Source organism: Pseudomonas sp. NY15354 (genome assembly GCF_048068075.1).
GTDB classification, from domain to species: domain Bacteria; phylum Pseudomonadota; class Gammaproteobacteria; order Pseudomonadales; family Pseudomonadaceae; genus Aquipseudomonas; species Aquipseudomonas guariconensis_C.
Map to the genome: position 1 here is coordinate 68,397 of NZ_JBLUPV010000021.1, position 19,465 is coordinate 87,861.

Consider the following 19,465-nt stretch of genomic DNA (forward strand, 5'->3'; position numbering starts at 1 on the left):
TACCCTACAGGCATCAGACTTACCCCTGCCGCGCAGCTCTCGCCTTGGCCGCACGTTGCTTGCGCACTTCCTTCGGATCCGCCACCAACGGCCGGTAGACCTCCAGGCGGTCCCCCTCCTCGACCTGATGCGCAAGCGGATCACTCACCACCTTGCCGAAGATCCCCACTGGGCAAGCCTCAACATCCAAGCCCGGCACGTGCTCGGCGAGCCGAGAGCGGAGCAACGCTTGGCGCACGGTCGTACCTGCGGGCACCACGCATGTCAGCAGCCACTGACGCTCGGCAGTGGCATACACGACTTCGATGTTCAGGTCTGCCTCAGCCATTGAGTTGCTTGGCCCGCTGACAGAACGCATCGACCAAGGTATTGGCCGCCTGGTTGAACAAGGGGCCAAGGGTGGCACGCACCAGCGGGCCGGCGTAGTCGAAGGACAGGTCGAGGCTGATCTTGCAGGCTTTTTCGCCCAGCGCTTTGAACACCCAGAGACCGTGCAACTGGGTGAACGGCCCTTCCTCCAGGTTCATCTCGATCGACTGCCCAGGCACCAGCACATTACGCGTGACGAACTGCTGGCTCATGCCGCCCTTGGCCACTTCCAGCTTCGCCCGCATGTGCGTGTCGCTGGCTTCGATCACGGTCGAGGCCGAGCACCACGGCAGGAACTTCGGGTAGCTGGCCACATCGTTCACCAGATCGTAGAGCGCCTGGGCAGGGTACGGCAGCAGGGCAGAGCGTTGAATATGGGTAGTCATCCAGGCGTCACTTCCAAGGCAGGGCGGCAGCGCTTTCTCAGCACGTCGAAAACAGTTCCGCTCAAGGGAACAGGCTCTGCATTGTCCGGGATTCATCCTACAGGCTCAAGCACACCTAAACCCCGTAGCCGCCGACGCAGCGACTGCCTATAATGCGGCCCCTATGGCTAAGCAAAAGAAACATCCGACCGGGACCATCGCGCAAAACAAAAAAGCGCGACACGATTACTTCATCGAACACAAGTTCGAGGCCGGACTGGTCCTGTCCGGTTGGGAAGTAAAGAGCCTGCGGGCCGGCAAAGCGCACCTGACCGACAGCTACGTGCTGCTCAAGGATGGCGAAGCCTGGCTGTTCGGCAGCCACATCACCCCGCTGACCACCGCCAGCACCCACGTCATCGCCGACCCCACTCGCACACGCAAGCTGCTGCTGAACAAGCGTGAGCTCGAGCGCGTGGAAGCTGCCGTGGCACAGAAGGGCTACACCTGTGTGGCCCTCTCGCTGTACTGGAGCAAGCACCTGATCAAGTGCGAAATCGCGCTGGGCAAGGGCAAGAAGGAGTACGACAAGCGCGACACCCTGCGCGAGCGCGACTCCAACCGCGAGATCCAGCGCACGATGCGCAACAAGGGCAAGGGAGAGTAAGCCCTCGCTGCCTTGTGCAGGCCACTTCGCGGGTAAACTCGCTCCCACTGGAACAGCGCGCATTCTGAATGCTGCGACACACCTGTGGGTGCGGGTTTATCCGCGAAGAGCCCAACACAAAGCAACACGTCTCAACGCCCGCTGCGTCGCTCCGCCCGCGCCACTCGCTGCGCCTCTTCCTGCGCCTCCTCGAGCACTTCCTGCACATACAGGATGTGCCGGCTCGACACCTCCCGTGCATCTTCCGCTCTGCCCTCGATGATCGCCTGATACAGCTCGCGATGCTGGCTGATCAGCATGTCGCGGGTCTCGCTGCGCTGCTGGTACATGCCGCCGATATTGGTCACCACGTTGCGCTTGAGGAGGTCGAACAAGCCGCGGATGGTATGGAGCAGCACCGCATTGTGACTGGCCTCGGCAATCGCCAGATGGAAGCGCGCATCGGCCGCGCCCTCCTCCGCCCGACTGACTTCGTCGACACGGGTGTAGCAGTCCTGCAGCACGTCGAAGGCCGCCTTGAGCCGCTCACGGTCGGGCTCGGTGGCGCGCTGGGCCGCATAGTAGGCGCAGGAGGCCTCCAGCGTGTGACGAAACTCCAGCAGGTCGCGCTGGGCCTCGGGATTGCGCTCGAGCAATTGCAGCAGTGGGTCGCTGAACGTCGACCCCAGCGCCTCGGCCACGTAGTTGCCACCGCCCTGGCGGCTGACCAACAACCCTTTGGCCACCAGCTTCTGGATCGCCTCGCGCAACGAAGGACGGGACACACCGAACTGCTCGGCCAGCACCCGCTCGGCCGGCAGGCGCTGCCCTGAAGTCAGCGTGCCTTCGAGAATCATCCCTTCCAGTCGATCGACGATATCGTCGGACAGGCGCCGTTGGCGGACCTGATCAAAAACCATCACATGCTCTCCACAATCCCCGCGCATTCTGGGGGGCGTCTATTCTCGCCGATCCATGGCGTATCGACACCCACCAGTTGACGATTTCCCGTACCTATCAGTCAGCCATTCATCGGCATCCGACCAAAGTTTTCCCCGGGACAAATTGACACAGCCTCAATGGCGCTTTTAACCTAGCGACCAGCCATTGTAAATTGGTATTACCAATTATCCAATGCCAGTGCCTGACCAACAACAATTAGGGGCCACCCCATATGCAAACCTGGCAACAACTCTATAGCCCGCTTGGTAGTCTTGGCCTGTCCGCACTGGCGGCGGTCATCCCCATCGTGTTCTTCTTCCTGGCCTTGGCGGTGTTCCGCCTCAAAGGCCATGTCGCTGGCAGCATCACGCTTGCCCTGTCGATCCTGGTCGCGATCTTCGCCTTCCAGATGCCTGTCGACATGGCGCTGGCCGCTGCAGGCTATGGCTTCCTCTACGGCCTATGGCCGATTGCCTGGATCATCGTCGCCGCGGTGTTCCTGTACAAACTCACGGTCAAGAGCGGCCAGTTCGAAGTAATCCGAAGCTCCGTGCTGTCGATCACCGACGACCAGCGCCTGCAAGTCCTGCTGATCGGCTTCTGCTTCGGCGCCTTCCTCGAAGGCGCGGCCGGCTTCGGAGCCCCGGTGGCCATCACGGCCGCACTGCTGGTGGGCCTGGGCTTCAATCCACTGTACGCCGCCGGCCTGTGCCTGATCGCCAACACCGCGCCCGTGGCGTTCGGCGCCCTGGGCATCCCGATCATCGTCGCCGGGCAAGTCACGGGGATCGACGCCTTCCACATTGGCGCGATGACCGGTCGCCAGCTGCCGCTGCTGTCGCTGTTCGTGCCGTTCTGGCTGGTGTTCATGATGGATGGCCTGCGCGGTGTGAAGGAAACCTGGCCAGCCGCTCTGGTCGCCGGCCTGAGCTTCGCCGTCACCCAGTACTTCACCTCGAACTTCATCGGCCCTGAGCTGCCAGACATCACCTCGGCCCTGGCCAGCCTGATCGCCCTGACCCTGTTCCTGAAGGTCTGGCAGCCCAAGCGCTCGTTCGCCGAAGCCAAAGGCAGCGTCGGCGCCGCCGTGGTCAACAGTGGTGGCAGCCAGCCTTCGCCGTACAGCTTCGGCGAAATCTTCAAGGCCTGGTCGCCGTTTCTGATCCTGACCGTGCTGGTCACCATCTGGACCCTCAAACCGTTCAAGGCAGCCTTTGCCCCGGGCGGCGCGATGTACAACTTCGTATTCAACTTCGCCATCCCGCACCTCGACCAGTTGGTGATCAAGACCGCGCCGATCGTCAGCGCGCCTACCGCCATGCCGGCGGTATTCAAGCTCGACCCGATCTCCGCCACTGGCACAGCGATCTTCCTCTCGGCACTGATCTCGATGTGGATCCTCAAGATCAACCCCAAAACTGGTCTGACCACTTTCAAAGAGACGTTCTGGGAGCTTCGCTGGCCGATCCTGTCGATCGGTATGGTCCTGGCCTTCGCCTTCGTCACCAATTACTCAGGCATGTCTTCGACCATGGCCCTGGTGCTGGCCGGCACCGGCGCGGCATTCCCGTTCTTCTCGCCATTCCTGGGCTGGCTGGGCGTGTTCCTGACCGGTTCCGACACCTCGTCCAACGCCCTGTTCAGCTCGTTGCAGGCCACCACCGCACACCAGATCGGGGTCAACGACACCCTGCTGGTCGCCGCCAACACCAGCGGCGGCGTGACCGGCAAGATGATCTCGCCACAGTCCATCGCCGTGGCCTGCGCCGCCACCGGGCTGGTGGGCAAGGAGTCCGACCTGTTCCGCTTCACCGTCAAGCACAGCCTGTTCTTCGCCACCATCGTAGGCCTGATCACCCTGGTCCAGGCCTACTGGCTCACCGGCATGCTGGTTCATCACTAAAGTGAAAGGTGCCGGGCGCCTTGGCGCGCCCGGCAACGATCCCACCCACGCTGCGAGAATCCATGATCATTTCCGCCTCCACCGACTATCGCGCCGCGGCCCAACGCAAGCTGCCACCGTTCCTCTTCCACTATGCCGACGGCGGCGCCTACGCCGAATACACCTTGCGCCACAACGTCGAGGACCTGGCCAGCATCGCCCTGCGTCAGCGCGTGTTGAAGAACATGTCCGAACTGAGCCTGGAAACCCGGCTGTTCGACGAAACCCTGAGCATGCCCGTGGCCCTGGCACCGGTCGGTCTGACCGGCATGTACGCGCGCCGCGGCGAGGTCCAGGCCGCGCGGGCGGCGGCGGCCAAGGGCATTCCCTTCACCATGTCGACCGTATCGGTGTGCCCCATCGAGGAAGTCGCCCCGGCGATCGACCGGCCCATGTGGTTCCAGCTCTATGTCCTCAAGGACCGCGGCTTCATGCGCAACGCCCTGGAGCGCGCGAAGGCCGCCGGGGTCAAGACACTGGTGTTCACCGTCGACATGCCGGTGCCCGGTGCCCGCTACCGTGACGCCCACTCTGGCATGAGCGGCCCGAACGCACCACTGCGGCGCGTCTGGCAGGCCATGACCCACCCGCAGTGGGCGCTGGATGTCGGCCTGCTGGGTCGTCCACACGATCTTGGCAACATTTCCAAATACCGTGGCAACCCCACAGGCCTGGCCGACTACATCGGCTGGCTGGGTGCCAACTTCGACCCGTCCATTTCCTGGAAGGATCTGGAGTGGATCCGCGAGTTCTGGGATGGCCCGATGATCATCAAGGGCATCCTCGACCCCGAAGATGCCAAGGATGCAGTGAAGTTCGGTGCCGATGGCATCGTCGTCTCCAACCACGGCGGCCGCCAGCTCGACGGCGTGCTGTCCAGCGCCCGCGCCCTGCCGGCAATCGCCGATGCGGTCAAAGGACAGATCAAGATTCTCGCCGACTCGGGCATCCGCAACGGCCTGGACGTGGTACGCATGGTCGCGCTGGGCGCCGACACCGTGCTGATCGGCCGCGCCTTCCTCTATGCCCTTGCCACCCATGGCGAAGCCGGCGTGAAGAACCTGCTCGATCTGTTCGAGAAGGAAATGCGCGTGGCCATGGTGCTGACCGGTGCCAAATCCATCAGCGAAATCACCCGCGATTCGCTGGTGCGCGAACTGGGCGCCTGACGCCTGCACGACACACTGCCTGATTGCCCGGGGCACGTAGCGCGACAGACGCTACGGCCCCGCGAGGAGATTGCATGAGCTTGCCCGCCGCGTTCCTCCGAGATGCCGAGCGCCTGATTCCCGCCGAGCGCCGCTTCGACGACCCGACCTCGACCCTGGCGTTCGGCACCGATGCCAGCTTCTATCGGCTCATCCCCAAGTTGGTGGTGCGTGTCGAGTCCGAGGATGAAGTGGTTGGCCTGCTGCACTTGGCCCAGCGCGACCGCGTCCCGGTCACCTTCCGCGCCGCGGGCACCAGTCTGTCCGGCCAGGCCATCAGCGATTCGGTGCTGATCGTTCTGGGCGATAACTGGAACGGTCGCCAGATTCGTGGCCAGGGCGAGCAGATCCGCCTGCAACCCGGCGTCATCGGCGCCCAGGCCAATGCCTGGCTCGCCCCCTACGGACGCAAGATCGGCCCGGATCCAGCCTCGATCAACGCCTGCAAGATCGGCGGCATCGTCGCCAACAATGCCAGCGGCATGTGCTGCGGCACCGCCCAGAACACCTATCACACCCTGGCCGGGATGCGCCTGGTGCTGGCCGACGGCACCTGCCTGGACAGCGAAGACCCTGCCAGTGTCGCCGCTTTCCGCCAAAGCCATGCTTCTTTGCTGGACGAGCTCGCCCGTCTGGGACGTGAGACCCGCGCCAACACCGCGCTGGCTGAGCGCATCCGGCACAAGTACCGACTGAAGAACACCACCGGGCTGTCGCTCAATGCCCTGGTGGACTACGACCAGCCGCTGGATATCCTCCAACACCTGCTGGTCGGCTCCGAAGGCACCCTGGGTTTCATCAGCGCGGTCACCTACGACACCGTGCCCGAACATCCACACAAGGCCAGCGCGCTGCTGGTCTTCCCCACGGTGGAAAGCTGCTGCCGCGCCGTGACCGTGCTCAAGCCGCAGCCCGTGTCAGCCGTGGAACTGCTCGACCGACGCAGCCTGCGCTCGGTCCAGGACATGCCCGGCATGCCTGTCTGGGTGAAGGGGCTGTCGGCCAACGCCTGCGCCTTGCTGATCGAGTCCCGCGCCGCCAGCCAGAGCCTGCTGCATGAACAGCTTGGCCAGGTCATGGCCTCCATCGCCGAGTTCCCCCTGGAGCAACGCGTGGACTTCAGCGAAGACCCGGCGGTGTACAACCAGCTGTGGAAGATCCGCAAGGACACCTTCCCCGCCGTTGGCGCGGTGCGCCAGACCGGCACCACGGTGATCATCGAGGACGTGACCTTCCCCATCGAACAACTGGCCGAGGGCGTCAATCGCCTGATCCAGCTGTTCGACAAGCACCGCTACGACGAGGCGATCATCTTTGGCCATGCCTTGGAGGGCAACCTGCACTTCGTCTTCACCCAGGGCTTCAACAGCCCCGAGGAAGTGGCGCGCTACCAGGCCTTCATGGATGACGTGGCACAGCTGGTAGCCGTGGAATTCGGGGGTTCGCTCAAGGCCGAGCACGGCACCGGACGCAACATGGCGCCCTTCGTCGAACTGGAGTGGGGTCAGGACGCCTACCAGCTGATGTGGACACTCAAACGCCTGCTCGACCCCAGCGGCATCCTCAACCCTGACGTGGTGCTCAGTGAGGATCCGGACATCCACCTCAAGCACCTAAAGCCTCTGCCGGCAGCCGACGAGATCGTGGACAAGTGCATCGAGTGCGGCTTCTGCGAACCCGTGTGCCCGTCCAAGGGACTGACCCTGAGCCCACGCCAGCGCATCGTCATGTGGCGTGATATCCAGGCCAAGACCCGCGCCGGTATCGATACGCGCGCATTGTTGAAAACCTACCAGTACCAGGGCATCGACACCTGCGCCGCCACGGGTCTGTGTGCCCAGCGCTGTCCGGTGGGCATCAACACCGGCGAGCTGGTGAAGAAGCTGCGCGGCCAGGCCGCCAATCACGGCAAGGCGGCCGACTGGCTCGCCGAGCATTTCGCCACCGCCCTGCGCGGCACCCGCCTCACCCTGGCCGCCGCCAACAGTGCCCGCAAGCTGCTGGGTGCCCCGCGTCTGGGCCGTCTGAGCGCCTCCCTGCGCAAGGCCAGCCAGGGTCGCCTGCCCCAGTGGACCCCCGCCATGCCCCAGCCAGTGCGTGCCATCGACATCGCTCCGGCGAGCAACGACGCACGGCCACGGGTGGTGTACCTGGCCGCTTGCGTCTCGCGGGTGATGGGCCCGGCAGTTGGGGATCGGGAACAAAGCTCGCTGCTGGACAAGACGCGCGCCCTGCTGGAAAAAGCCGGCTACCAGGTGGTGTTCCCCGAGAACGCCGACAGCCTGTGCTGCGGCCAGCCGTTCGCCTCGAAAGGCTATGCCGAACAGGCCGAGCACAAGCGCCAGGAGTTGATCAACGCGCTATTGCACGCCAGCCGTGGCGGCCTCGACCCGATCTATTGCGACACCAGCCCCTGCACCCTGCGCCTGGTCCAGGACTTGGTCGACACCCGCCTGGATCTGTATGACCCGGTGCGCTTCATCCGCACTCACCTGGTCGAGCGCCTGGAGTTCACCCCTCAGGACGAACCGGTGGCCGTGCATGTGACCTGCAGCACCCAGCACCTGGGCGAGAGCCAGGCGCTGATCGACCTGGCGCGACGCTGCAGCAAGCAGGTGGTGATCCCCGAGGGCATCCATTGCTGCGGTTTCGCCGGCGACAAAGGTTTCACCACGCCGGAGCTCAATGCCCACTCGCTGCGCAGCCTCAAGGACGCCGTGCAGTACTGCAGCGAAGGAATCTCCACCAGCCGCACCTGCGAAATCGGGCTGTCCAGCCACAGCGGCATTGACTATCACGGGCTGGTCTACCTAGTGGACCGCGTCACACGCCCACGCAGCCTCTGATGTCGCCGAGGCCACCTAGTGGCCTCTTTTTCGGATGAACCCGCCTCCCCCTGTGGAGCGGGTTTACCCGCCTCCCCCTGTGGAGCGGGTTTACCCGCGAAGCAGACACCACGCTTCAAGACAGTAGCGCCACCCAATGGAACCCTCGCAAAGCCCGCGCAGTCCACCGTTACAGGCCCACCTACCAGCGGCCGTCACGAGGAGACACCCCATGAAAGGTACTGCGCTTTCCGCCCTGTTCGCGGCCGCAACCCTGCTGGCCTCGCCGGTGTTCGCCGACGAAGACCTCTGCGCCATCAACCTGCAAAAAATCGACGACAACATGGCCACCCTCGGCACGACCTCCGAAGGCTTGGACAAAGCCATCACCGAGCGCGTCGACAAGGCCAAGGCTGCTCAGGCCTCCGGCGACACCAAGGAATGCATCGCCATCACCAGCCAGGTGCTCGAGCGTATGGAAAAAACCGAGAAAGGCAGTGGCTCCAGCAGCGGCAGCGGCTCCTGACGCACAATCGGCGCAGCTGTCGACGCATGGCACGCAAAGGCGTATACTGCGCTCACGTGTCGAAAGGCACGTCAGCTAGAGCTGAGTGTGGGGCCGATTAGGATTCGACGCCGGTATCGAAACTCTAGGTGCATGCCGAGTTGGTAACAGAACTCGTAAATCCACTGTTGCAACTTTCTATAGTTGCCAATGACGAAAACTACGAGGGCTACGCTCTCGCTGCGTAAGCAGCTGAGCCCGCTCTCCTGGTAGCTTCGGCTCCAGCAATCACCAGGGGATGCCTGTAAACCCGAAGTGATTGTCATACAGAACAGGATCGCCGCGTAGTACGTTGTGGACGAAGTGGCTAAAACTTACACAACTCGTCCAAAGCACCCTGCCCGTCGGGCGGCTGCGGATTAACTCAATAGACACGGCTAAGCATGTAGTACCGACAGCGGAGGACTGGCGGACGGGGGTTCAAATCCCCCCGGCTCCACCAAACAATCCTTACAAATCAGGCACTTAGCGAATTTCGCAAGTGCCTTTTTTGTGCCTAAATGGGTTGTTTTGGCTCGGTAATGCCAGCTTTATGACAGCCTTTCTAGCCTATTCCACATCTGCAGCTATGCCCCCGCCGCATCAACCATCGTTCCGTTTTCCGACGATTTTTTGGTTTGAAATCGCGCCACAGGGGGCTGCCAGGGGTATTAAATCTGTGTCGGCTTATACACAGAGACCCACACATGCCGACACATGCCCCCAAGAAGTACCTGATCAGTCACGCCTCGCTACAGCACTGCTTTGACAAGAGCCGCTCCGGCCTCGAAAAGCTGCGCGAAACCGATCCCAGCTTCCCTCGCCCCATCAAATTTGGCTCGAACAAACAGGCTGGCGTTTACTTCGTCGTCGCTGAGGTAGAGGCCTGGCTGGAGATCAAGATCAGCGAACGTGATGGAGTCCCGAGCGAGAAGCCCAATGACCTCACATGAGCAAATACCGTCATTCTTGGCAGAGATGCCCGAGCCGGCATTTGCCTCATACCTGAACCCAGGAATTGTGCCAAAACCGCTCCCGATCGGGTTGGCCAGGGTCATGCCCTGGCGTGACGAACTACTGCCTGCCGCTCTTCAGGAGTACGTGCGGGATGTCGCTGAGCGCACCCAGTGCCCGCCTGATTTTGTTGGCGTCGCGCTTGTAGTGGCTGTCAGCGCCGTAGTCGGGCGCAAATTCACTATCCACCCAAAACAACACGATGACTGGATGGTCGTTCCCAACCAGTGGGGCGTCGTCATCGGTCGTCCATCCGCCATGAAATCGCCTGCACTCAAACACGCACTACGTCCATTGCATGCCCTGGAGTCCAGGGAACGAAAACAGCACGGTCAGGCGGAAGCCGAACACAAGGCAAGCAGCGAGCTGCTCGAAATGGAGCGCAACGCAGCCAAGGTCAAGGCAAAAAAACTTCTCAGTAGCGGCGACAAGAACGCTGCTTTGGCGGAACTGAACAGACTTTCTAGCGACATGCAAGCTCCAGTCCTGCGCCGGTACATCGTCAACGACTCCACTGTCGAGAAACTCGGCGAGCTGCTCAACGAAAACCCCAACGGCCTACTGCTTGTGCGTGACGAGCTGGGAGGCTGGCTGGCGACGATACAGAGCGAGGACGGTTCTGTTGCGCGAGCGTTCTACCTGGAATGTTTCGATGGCAACGGCTCATTCACCTACGACCGCATTGGGCGCGGCACCATTTTCATCGAGTCATGCTGTTTATCCTTGATCGGCGGCATTCAACCGTCACGAATCGCATCGCTGGTGCGCGCCGCGATCAGCGGTGAATTGGATGACGGCCTGATTCAGCGCCTGCAACTCGCCGTTTATCCCGACGATGTCCGCGAATGGCGTCTGGTGGACCGCTGGCCGAACAAAGCCGCCACTGAGCGCGTGGGTTGGGTTGTCGAGCAGCTCGACCAAATACCCGATCAGTCTCGTTCTGCACTCAGGTTCAGCCCAGAAGCTCAGGAAATATTTAACGCCTGGTATACACGTCACATGCAACAAAGCCGGAGCGACGAACTCCACCCGGCATTGCAATCCCATTATCTGAAAATGCCGCAAACAATTGCGGGATTGGCCCTACTGTTCGAACTGGTCGAAGGTGGACAAAGGGCCGTGGGCGCAGAGCCCACTACCCGCGCCATCAACTGGGCGGCCTACCTCATGAGCCATGCCCAGCGACTGTACGGCACAGCGATCAACGCCCCATTACTCGGTGCCAGGCTCATCCTGGAGCGTCAGCAGAAATTACCCGAGCCATTTACGGCACGAGAGGTGCGCCAGAAGGACTGGACGGGATTGGGCTCGCAAGATGCCGTGAATAATGCGCTGACAGTTCTGGTTGAGCACGACCTCATCATTGGCTACGAGGTGGCTGGAGAAAAAGGAGGCCGCCCTTCGACGCGCTATGTCTGGAGAAAAACATAGCCTCGCTCCAATCGACTTACTCAGATAGTCGAAAAAACGACCTACAAAACCTACGAAACCCTGTTCTGTAGGTTTTGTAGGCAGCCCGCCCCCTGGTAGGGGATAAGATCTACTAAGCCAACAGTGATATTCGGGCGAATTTCGCTAGACCGGCGACCAGCATTGCGCCTCACACCTCGGCGAAGTAATCACTATCGAGCTGCTTCACCTCGTACACCTGCTTGATGCTCACCCCCAAGTTGTTCTCCACCATCAGGCGCGCTAGCTCAACGCCGTCGATCAGCACCACTTTGATATCCAGCCCCAGCGCCGCTTCGCGAGCGCCGACGGAGAAGTCCGAGGTGGTGATAAACACGCCTTTGCGCGCCCGCTGGCGGGTCAAGGCACCGATGAACTTGTCGATCTCCGGGCGGTGTACTGTGTTGCTCCAGCGCTTGGCCTGCAGGTAGATCACGTCGAGGCCGAGCTTGTCCTCCTTGATGATGCCGTCGATACCGTCGTCGTTGGTGGCCTGGGTCGCCTTGCCGGCCTCCTTACGTGAACCGCCATAGCCCATGGCAATCATCAGATCGACCACCAGTTGTTCGAAGAAACTTGGCGTAGCTGCTCGCACCATAGCCAGCAGCTCATCGGCAAGCGATTGCAGCAGTGCCTGATGTGCCTCTGCAAGTTGCTCATCCGGCGTCGTTTCGGCGGCATCGAGCGCTACCATTGCAGGCGTATCGGCAGCCGGTGGCTTGGCGGTGTGGAAATCGGCAAATTCGGGGAACTGCTTCAACCAGCTCACGGTGATGCGTTGCGGACCGCTGATCAGCGCGTCCCGACCGCGTGCGGTGATCTGCACCATGCCCTTGGCCGGAATGCACAGCAGGCCAGCCTTATTCAGGTAGGTGCGCGCCCAGCCCACACGGTTGTTGATCACCGTTTGATTACCCGAAGGTAATCGTTCTTTGCGCTCGTCCTCGGTCAGTTGGAACTGATCGGCAACGCGCTCGCGCAGCTCGTTCAGTGCCAGTGGCACGCCATCCTGCACAGTCGCCAGTACCGGGCGCATCACGCTTTGGAAATCCGGAATTGCCATCTCTTTTTCCCTGTTCGAGGCAGTCAGATACCGCGCAGGCCGCTCTCATCGAAGCCGGCAGCCGACTTCAGCATCTTCAAAATCACCAGCGCAAACGCTCGGCTCTTGGTCTCGTTATCCAGCACTTCCAGCGACAGCTTCTCGTGGTCGGTCATGGCGTCCAGCACGGTGTCCAGCACGCGCTTGGGAAACAGGCCGTGCATCACCTGCTCTACCGAGTGGCTGTTCACCTGCGCCATTACATCCTCCTGACGACTGATGCGATTGGCGATGCCGGTGAGGAATTGCAGCTGGTCTTCATCGCTCACCTCGGCACCGAAGATATCGTTCAGCGCCTCGATGATTTCCGAAAGCCGCTTCTTCTCCGGGTCATGGGGTTTGCCGCTGCCCAGTCCGGTGGCCGGTTCGAGGCCATAGTCGCCTTGCTCCTCGCTCAGGCGCAGCTGATGCTCGGCGCGCTTGGTCAGGCGGTAGTGGGTCAGTTGCAGTTCGCCCACGTCCACATCTTCCTGATCCAGGCGATCCACGCGCAGCAGCGGATGCAGGTGCTTGGCGAACACGCATAGCTGCTCCAGTTCGCGGTCTTCGTAGGGGATGATCTGCGCGAGGAACTCATACAGACGCACAAAGCTCTGCAAGTTCTTCTTGAACAGGTCGAGCTGATCGACCTGCTCGCCGGCTTCCTTCACTGCTGCTTCGGCCTTCTTCACGCCTGCGCTGTCGCCGTTCTGCTCGGCGCTACGCTTGAAGTCCAGCGCGTGCTGGCGTGACTCCTGGGCCAGCTTGTAGCGCTTGGCAAAGCGCTCCTTGGCCGGCGCGCAGTAGTAGCTGAGCTTGCTAGCAGCCGACTTGGGATCGAAGAAGGCCAGCGCGAACGCCGTTACTTCCTCCCAATGGTAAATGCCCTCGGCGTCCAGTTTCTTCTGCAGGTCATAGATGAGCTGCGGGTCGGTCACGTCGGTCAGCTCAGCGTTGGTGTAGTACGGCAGGAAGGCGTCGAGAATGTCCTGGGCGTCGTTGAAGAAGTCGAGGATGAAGGTCGGCTTGCTGTCGCCAAAGGTGCGGTTCAGGCGCGACAGGGTTTGCACGCAGTCCACGCCCTGCAGCTTCTTATCCACGTACATGGCGCACAGCTTGGGCTGATCGAAGCCGGTTTGGTACTTGTTGGCCGCGATCATCACGTTGAAGTCCTGGGTGTCGAAGGCTTCCGCCAGGTCGCGCCCATTCAGGCCGGGGTTGAGCAGGCTGCTGCTTTCCGTCACCTCCTCGGAAATCACCCCGTCGGGCAATACGCTGCCGGAGAAGGCCACCAGCGGATGCACATCGCTGTAGCCCATCTGCTTCACATAGGCCTGCACCGCCAACTGGTAACGCACCGCCTCCTGCCGGCTGCTGGTGACCACCATGGCCTTGGCCTGGCCACCCAGCAGGTGGCGGATATTGGCGCGGAAGTGCTCGACGATCACCTCCACTTTCTGGCTGATGTTGTACGGATGAAGGCGCACCCAGCGCGCCAGCTTTATGCGCGCTTTCTTCGAGTCCACTTCCTCGTCGTTGCCGTCCGGATGGGCGATCTTCCAGGCGGTGCTGTAGGTGGTGTAGTTCTGCAGCACATCGAGGATGAAGCCTTCCTCGATGGCCTGGCGCATGGAGTACAGGTGGAACGCCTCGGGCTTGTTGTCGGCGCTTGCCGGCAGTGCCGGGTCGGCCGGGCGACCGAACAGCTCCAGGGTCTTGGCCTTGGGGGTGGCGGTGAAGGCGTAGTAGCTGATGCGCTCGTTGGGCGCGCGAGCCGCCACGGCGGCGTCCAGCAACTCTTCGGCGCTGATTTCTTCAGCGTCCCCTTCTTTTCCAAAAACAGCATCGCTGCCGAGAATCTGCTTGAGCTTGCTGGCCGATGAGCCGGTCTGCGAGGAATGCGCCTCGTCGGCGATCACCGCATAGCGGCCGCTGGCCAGCTTGGGGTACTTGTCCAGGGCATCGAACAGCGCCGGGAAGGTCTGGATGGTGACGATGATGATGCGCGTCTGCTCGGCCAAGGCCTCGGCCAGTTGCTCGGACTTGCTCTGGTTGCCGATATCGCGGGTGATGCACTTGACCACGCCCTGGGCGTGCTCGAACTGGTAGATCGTGTCCTGCAGTTGCTTGTCCAGCACGGTGCGGTCGGTAATCACGATCACCGAATTGAACAGGCGCTGGCCCTCGGCATCGTAGAGCGAGGCCAGTTGATGCGCCGTCCAGGCAATCGAGTTGGACTTACCCGAGCCTGCGCTGTGCTGGATCAGGTAACGCTTGCCCGGCCCTTCGCCACGGGTGGTCTCGATCAGTGTATTGACCACTTCCCACTGGTGGTAGCGCGGGAAGATCAGGGTTTCTTCGGTGACGCGCTTGCCCTCGGCATCTTCCTTCACGCTCTTCTGCAGGTGCAGGAAGCGGCCCAGCACCTTCAGCCAGGCATCGGGCTGGAACAGGCGCTGCCACAGGTAGCCGGTGGCGTATTGGCTGTCATCCGGCGCTGGCGGGTTGCCAGCGCCGCCGTCGAGACTGCCGAGGTTGAACGGCAGAAAGAAGGTCTCCTTGCCGGCCAGCTTGGTGGTCATCGCCACCTCATCCTGGCTCACGGCAAAGTGCACCAGCGCGCCGCGTTTAAAGGTCAGCAACGGCTCGGGTTTGCGCGTCAGCGGGTCTTTCACCGGGCGGTCGTGGCGGTACTGGCGCTTGGCGTTCTCGACGCTCTGCTTGAACTCGCTTTTCAGCTCCAGCGTGGCGACTGGGAGGCCGTTGACGAACAGCACCAGATCCAGACGAGGGTTGTACTCACTTTCTCGATAGTGAGGCGAGTAGGACACTTCCGGCACCACGCGCAGGCGGTTGCACTGGTAGCGCCTGAGGGTGTCCGGGTTCATGCCGTGGTCGGGCTTGAAGCTGCATACCTCGATCTTCACCCCCGGCAGCTTGAAGCCATGGCGTAGCACATCCAGGGTGCCGTCCTGCTCCAGCTCACGCACCAGCTTCTGCACCAGCACGGCGTCCGGGTTGTTCGGGTTGGCCTTGGCGAACTTGTCCCAACGCTCGGGCCAGGCCTCCTTGAAGTAACCGAGAAAATCCTCGGTATAGAGCGCGGTGCGCCGGTCATAGCCGCTGGCCGGGCCGGTGAGCCAGCCCTGGGCGGTCATGGCGGTGATGATGTCCTGCTGGAACTGGGCTTCCTTGCTGTCCGCCATTTATACGGCCTCTGCTAGTGCTAATTCGGGGGCTTGGGTGCTGGCCGGTGGCTGCCAGCAGCGTACATCGATTTTGCCGGTGACGGCGGCGGAGATTAGGGCGGAGCGGCGTTCTTGAAGGAGATCCATTGTTGCGCCGGCCTCGATAATTAGGTTTTCCGCTTTCTCAGAAAACGCTTTAACAAAATTCGATATTTCTTCCTGCTCTGTTAATGGCGGAACAGGAATTTTTACAAATTTGACCTCACCACAGTTCAAGTGCGGATGCATGCCACCAGTTCTGATCGAATACAGCACTGACTGCCCAAAATGCGACTGCAGTACCTGACCAAGAAATACCCCAGAAAGAATACTTTTTTCAGCCTGCAAAATTATCAGCGCATGGCAGTTGTAGCCGACTTCTCTTGAAGACACGATACCAACATCCCCTGTGCCGGCACCAGTCTGGACAATCAGAACATCGCCTTCCTGCAAGATGGATTTGCTCATTCTCATACTCCACTCAGGAGTCACGAAATAAGCATCATCAAAGTTAACAACACCCCTTTTTATGTGAGTGGCTTGAACGTAAGGAACACCACTCTCAACCAAAATATCTCGCGTCGGGCCAACATAACCATTGGTAATTTTTACTGTGAGTTTGTTCAGCGCATTTGTCCCCCAATGCGCCGGCACTTCGCCCAGCCACTCAACGCCGGAGTCCTTCATCGGCACTGTCGGGTCGAGGCCTTTGGTGACAGCGTGGGAGATCACGGCCTGGCGCTTTTCCTTGAGCAGTTCGATCAGGCGCTGCTGCTCTTCGATCAGCGCGTCGATGCGGGCGGTTTCGTGGTCGAGGAAGCGGGCGATTTGGGTCTGTTCATGCTTAGATGGGATGGGTAAGGGAACAGCCGCAACCTTTTCAGCCGTGAAGTGCGCAATAGTCGATTTATTGCAAAGCACATCGACATACCCATTATTCTTGATGGTGATCATCCAGAAATAGAGAAATCGCGTGTCATTGCCAGCAATTGATCTGATTCGATTGATTGAGTTTTGGAAGTAAAACTCCTCATCAAAATCCCATATCGCAGACCTACCAACATCTCCACCTTCACTGACTAATAAATCCCCCCGACGCAATAAAAGTGACTTCTTCTCATCCACGCTAAACCACATCTTTTTCACGTCGGCAGTGTCAACACCCGACACCTGAATGTTTGCAGCTCGGAGGTATGGTAGAAACTCGTCGTCATCACGCTTAGCTTCGGGCTGCAGCATCTTTCCTAATACAACCTCATAGCCACGCTTCAGCAATGTAACAGCCCAACTCTCAGGGACATCACCTAACCATTCAACCCCTGAATCCTTGTATGCCGGATAGGCTGGAAACGTCATGCCGACAGCCCCTCAATCATCTGCTTGATGCGATCGGTGCAGGCCCTCAGGTCGCGGTCGATATCGGCCAGCGGACGCGGCGGCTGGAACACGTAGAAGTGACGGTTGAACGGAATCTCGAAGCCAACGATGCCGACTTCGCCGTCCTGCTCGTCGGTCTTGCTGATGTCGATCCAGGCATCCGGCACGTGAGGCTTCACTTCACGCTCGAAGTAGTCGTACACCGACTCGCCCAGCGGCACGTTTTCGTTGTCGCGCAGGCCGGTATCCGGCTCCGGCTGCCCCCTGGTAGTGCAGATATCCGCCTCGGGGTCGCGCTCGCTCAGGGCGTTGAGGATGGCCTTCAGCTCGGGCGAGCTGGGGGATACATCGTGGGCGTTGAGCGCCTTCTTCAGCAGCTTGCTGAACTGCTCGCGGTTGCGATGCAGCACACTGGCGTCCATGGCTTGCAGGGCTTCGATCAGGCGCTGACGGGCCGGGACTTCCAGCTTTTCGATGGCTTTTTCTTCCAGCACCTTCTCGATGCGCTCTGGGCTGGTCTGGAAGTTCAGGCGCAGTGGGCGTTCGACGGTGATGCGCCGGTAGCCGAATGCTTCGATAGGGAAGATCTTGCTCTGCGCGGTTTGCTCGAAGCGGCCATACAGGCGCACCAGCTCGTCGATCTGCTCCTCGGTGAGGTACTGGCGCTTGCTGCCCAGTGATTTGCGCATCTTGGCGTAGTGCTGGCTGCCGTCGATCAGCTGCACCTTGCCCTGGCGCACAGCGGCCTTGTGGTTGCTCAGCACCCACACATAGGTGGCGATGCCGGTGTTGTAGAACATATCGGTGGGCAGGGCGATGATGGCCTCGACCAGATCGTTCTGCAGCAGGTAGCGGCGAATCTCCGACTCGCCCGAGCCGGCGCCGCCGGTAAACAGCGGCGAGCCGTTGAGGATGATGCCGATACGCGAGCCGCCCTCACGCGGGTCACGCATCTTGCTGACCAGATGTAGGAGGAACAGCAGCGAGCCATCTGACACACGCGGCAGGCCAGGGCCGAAGCGACCGTTGAAGCCCTTCTCGCTGTGCTCGTCGGTGATCTGCTTCTGCACCTTCTTCCACTCCACGCCGAACGGCGGGTTGCTGAGCATGAAGTCGAAGCGGCTGTCGGCCTGTTGGTCGTCGGACAGGGTGTTGCCCAGCTTGATGCTGGTGACGTCCTGGCCCTTGATCAGCATATCCGCCTTGCAGATGGCGTAGGACTCGGGGTTGAGCTCCTGGCCGTGCAGCGACACGGTGACCTGCTGGCTGATGGACTGGATGTACTCGTCGCCCTCGGAGAGGAAGCCGCCGGTGCCGGCAGTAGGATCGTAGATGGTGACGATGCTGTTGGGCTTGAGCTTGTCGTCCTGCCCGGTGATCACCAGCGAGGTGGTCAGGTGCACGATATCGCGCGGGGTGAAGTGCTCCCCGGCGGTTTCGTTGGAGCTTTCCGCGAACTTGCGGATCAGCTCTTCGAAGATGATGCCCATGCCGAAGTTGCTGATGCGCTCGGGGCTCAGGTCGGTGGCGGCAAAGCGCTGCACCACCTGATACAGCAGGTTGGCGGCGGCGAGCTGCTGCACGAAGTCCTCGAAGTGGAAGTGCTCGAAGATCTCGCGGGCGTCCTTGCTGAAGGACTGCACATAGCTCATCAGGTCGGCGGCGGTCTGGGTGTCGGACAGGGTGCCGAGGGTCAGCTTGGAGGCATTGAAGAACTGCTGCCCGGCCGCGCGCAGCAACAGACGCTCGCGTACCAGATCAGGCCGGCCTTCCTGCGCACAGGACTCACTGATCACCGCTTCCTTGGTCGGTTCCAGCACGCACTCCATGCGCCGCAGCAGGGTGAATGGCAGGATGATGCGGCCGTACTGCGACTGCTTGAAGTCACCGCGCAGCAGGTCGGCAATCGACCAGAGAAAGGCGGCCGTCTGGGAATGGTTTTCCGTGTTCACGCTACTGTTCCTTGGCGTACAGGCAAAAACCGCAAGCTTAACCTGTTGAGGGGCTGGCTGTACCGAGCCATAAGCGACTTGTGCAGCGTATAGACTGTGGGAATTGGATCTGCCGGCCGTTCCATGTCGCGCTGGAATCGCTTCGTCGTCATCCGTTGCCCATTGACCGCTCTGCCTCTGCACTAAGAAAAACGCACCGTCATCTGCCGACTGTTTCTCGTCGCAGCCGGAGCCTTGCACTTACGCCCTTGATGCCAGATCGTCATCTGACGCTGATTTTGCCGCTACCACTGAGTCAACCCGCAAATAGGTCACTCCCTCAGGCGTGGCGTCATACTGGACGTCACCCCTTCGCAACGCCAACCACCTGAAAAAAGCCCGTGAAAACGCTGAAGCCCAGTATTCATGCGGCTTGCAGCCACAACACCCCTTCACGACACCTCTTAACGACACCCCTTCACAACGCCAACCACCTGAAAAAAGCCCGTGAAAACGCTGAAACCCAGTATTCATGCGGCCTGCAG

The 19,465-nt window shown here is 61.0% G+C and carries 14 protein-coding genes and 1 other RNA gene; 8 read left to right on the plus strand and 7 right to left on the minus strand.

What is annotated here, in order from left to right:
* Positions 1–19: 19 nt before the first annotated feature.
* Entirely contained in the window at positions 20–328 is a 309-nt protein-coding gene (locus ACNFCH_RS18705) for an RnfH family protein (protein ID WP_416743279.1), read from the minus strand.
* On the minus strand, positions 321–755 hold the full coding sequence (locus tag ACNFCH_RS18710) for a type II toxin-antitoxin system RatA family toxin (protein ID WP_070092230.1): 435 nt from the start codon (positions 753–755) through the stop codon (positions 321–323). Before ACNFCH_RS18710 ends, ACNFCH_RS18705 begins: the two co-directional genes overlap by 8 nt.
* Positions 756–918: 163 nt before the next feature.
* Between ACNFCH_RS18710 and smpB the strand changes: the two genes are divergently transcribed.
* Entirely contained in the window at positions 919–1,401 is a 483-nt protein-coding gene (gene smpB / locus ACNFCH_RS18715; RefSeq protein ID WP_070092229.1) for an SsrA-binding protein SmpB, read from the plus strand.
* Positions 1,402–1,532: 131 nt separating this feature from the next.
* Here smpB and ACNFCH_RS18720 read toward each other — a convergent pair whose 3' ends face one another.
* Positions 1,533–2,300, minus strand: a complete 768-nt coding sequence (locus ACNFCH_RS18720) for an FCD domain-containing protein (RefSeq protein ID WP_337159796.1) — start codon at positions 2,298–2,300, stop codon at positions 1,533–1,535.
* Between the two features lie 254 nt (positions 2,301–2,554).
* On the opposite strand from ACNFCH_RS18720, the gene ACNFCH_RS18725 reads away from it, so the two are divergent.
* From ACNFCH_RS18725 to ACNFCH_RS18755, 7 genes are all read left to right on the plus strand, one after another.
* Positions 2,555–4,225 carry a lactate permease LctP family transporter gene (locus ACNFCH_RS18725; RefSeq protein ID WP_416743280.1) on the plus strand — a complete coding sequence of 557 codons (1,671 nt, stop codon included), beginning with the start codon at positions 2,555–2,557 and terminating at the stop codon, positions 4,223–4,225.
* A gap of 62 nt (positions 4,226–4,287) precedes the next feature.
* Positions 4,288–5,433, plus strand: a complete 1,146-nt coding sequence (lldD, locus tag ACNFCH_RS18730; RefSeq protein WP_196164584.1) for an FMN-dependent L-lactate dehydrogenase LldD — start codon at positions 4,288–4,290, stop codon at positions 5,431–5,433.
* 74 nt (positions 5,434–5,507) lie between these two features.
* A complete protein-coding gene (locus ACNFCH_RS18735; protein WP_416743281.1) occupies positions 5,508–8,318 on the plus strand; it encodes an FAD-binding and (Fe-S)-binding domain-containing protein in 2,811 nt (936 codons plus the stop codon).
* Positions 8,319–8,529: 211 nt separating this feature from the next.
* Positions 8,530–8,823 (plus strand): hypothetical protein, encoded by a 294-nt coding sequence (locus ACNFCH_RS18740; RefSeq protein ID WP_043210142.1) that lies wholly within the window; start codon positions 8,530–8,532, stop codon positions 8,821–8,823.
* 89 nt (positions 8,824–8,912) lie between these two features.
* Positions 8,913–9,304: a transfer-messenger RNA gene (gene ssrA / locus ACNFCH_RS18745) on the plus strand.
* 244 nt (positions 9,305–9,548) lie between these two features.
* Entirely contained in the window at positions 9,549–9,794 is a 246-nt protein-coding gene (locus ACNFCH_RS18750) for a helix-turn-helix transcriptional regulator (protein WP_416743282.1), read from the plus strand.
* 103 nt (positions 9,795–9,897) lie between these two features.
* The gene (locus ACNFCH_RS18755) at positions 9,898–11,286 is read left to right on the plus strand and encodes a YfjI family protein (RefSeq protein ID WP_416743283.1); all 1,389 of its coding nucleotides are present in this window, start codon (positions 9,898–9,900) and stop codon (positions 11,284–11,286) included.
* A 169-nt stretch (positions 11,287–11,455) separates the two neighbouring features.
* Here ACNFCH_RS18755 and ACNFCH_RS18760 read toward each other — a convergent pair whose 3' ends face one another.
* The 4 genes from ACNFCH_RS18760 to ACNFCH_RS18775 are packed head-to-tail and all read right to left on the minus strand — an operon-like array spanning position 11,456 to position 18,941.
* A complete protein-coding gene (locus tag ACNFCH_RS18760) occupies positions 11,456–12,367 on the minus strand; it encodes a restriction endonuclease (RefSeq protein WP_416743284.1) in 912 nt (303 codons plus the stop codon).
* Between the two features lie 23 nt (positions 12,368–12,390).
* On the minus strand, positions 12,391–15,591 hold the full coding sequence (locus tag ACNFCH_RS18765) for a type I restriction endonuclease subunit R (protein ID WP_416743285.1): 3,201 nt from the start codon (positions 15,589–15,591) through the stop codon (positions 12,391–12,393).
* On the minus strand, positions 15,592–16,968 hold the full coding sequence (locus ACNFCH_RS18770; protein ID WP_416743286.1) for a restriction endonuclease subunit S: 1,377 nt from the start codon (positions 16,966–16,968) through the stop codon (positions 15,592–15,594).
* The gene (locus ACNFCH_RS18775) at positions 16,965–18,941 is read right to left on the minus strand and encodes a type I restriction-modification system subunit M (protein WP_416743287.1); all 1,977 of its coding nucleotides are present in this window, start codon (positions 18,939–18,941) and stop codon (positions 16,965–16,967) included. The genes ACNFCH_RS18770 and ACNFCH_RS18775 overlap by 4 nt, the downstream gene beginning before the upstream one ends.
* Positions 18,942–19,465 lie beyond the last annotated feature (524 nt).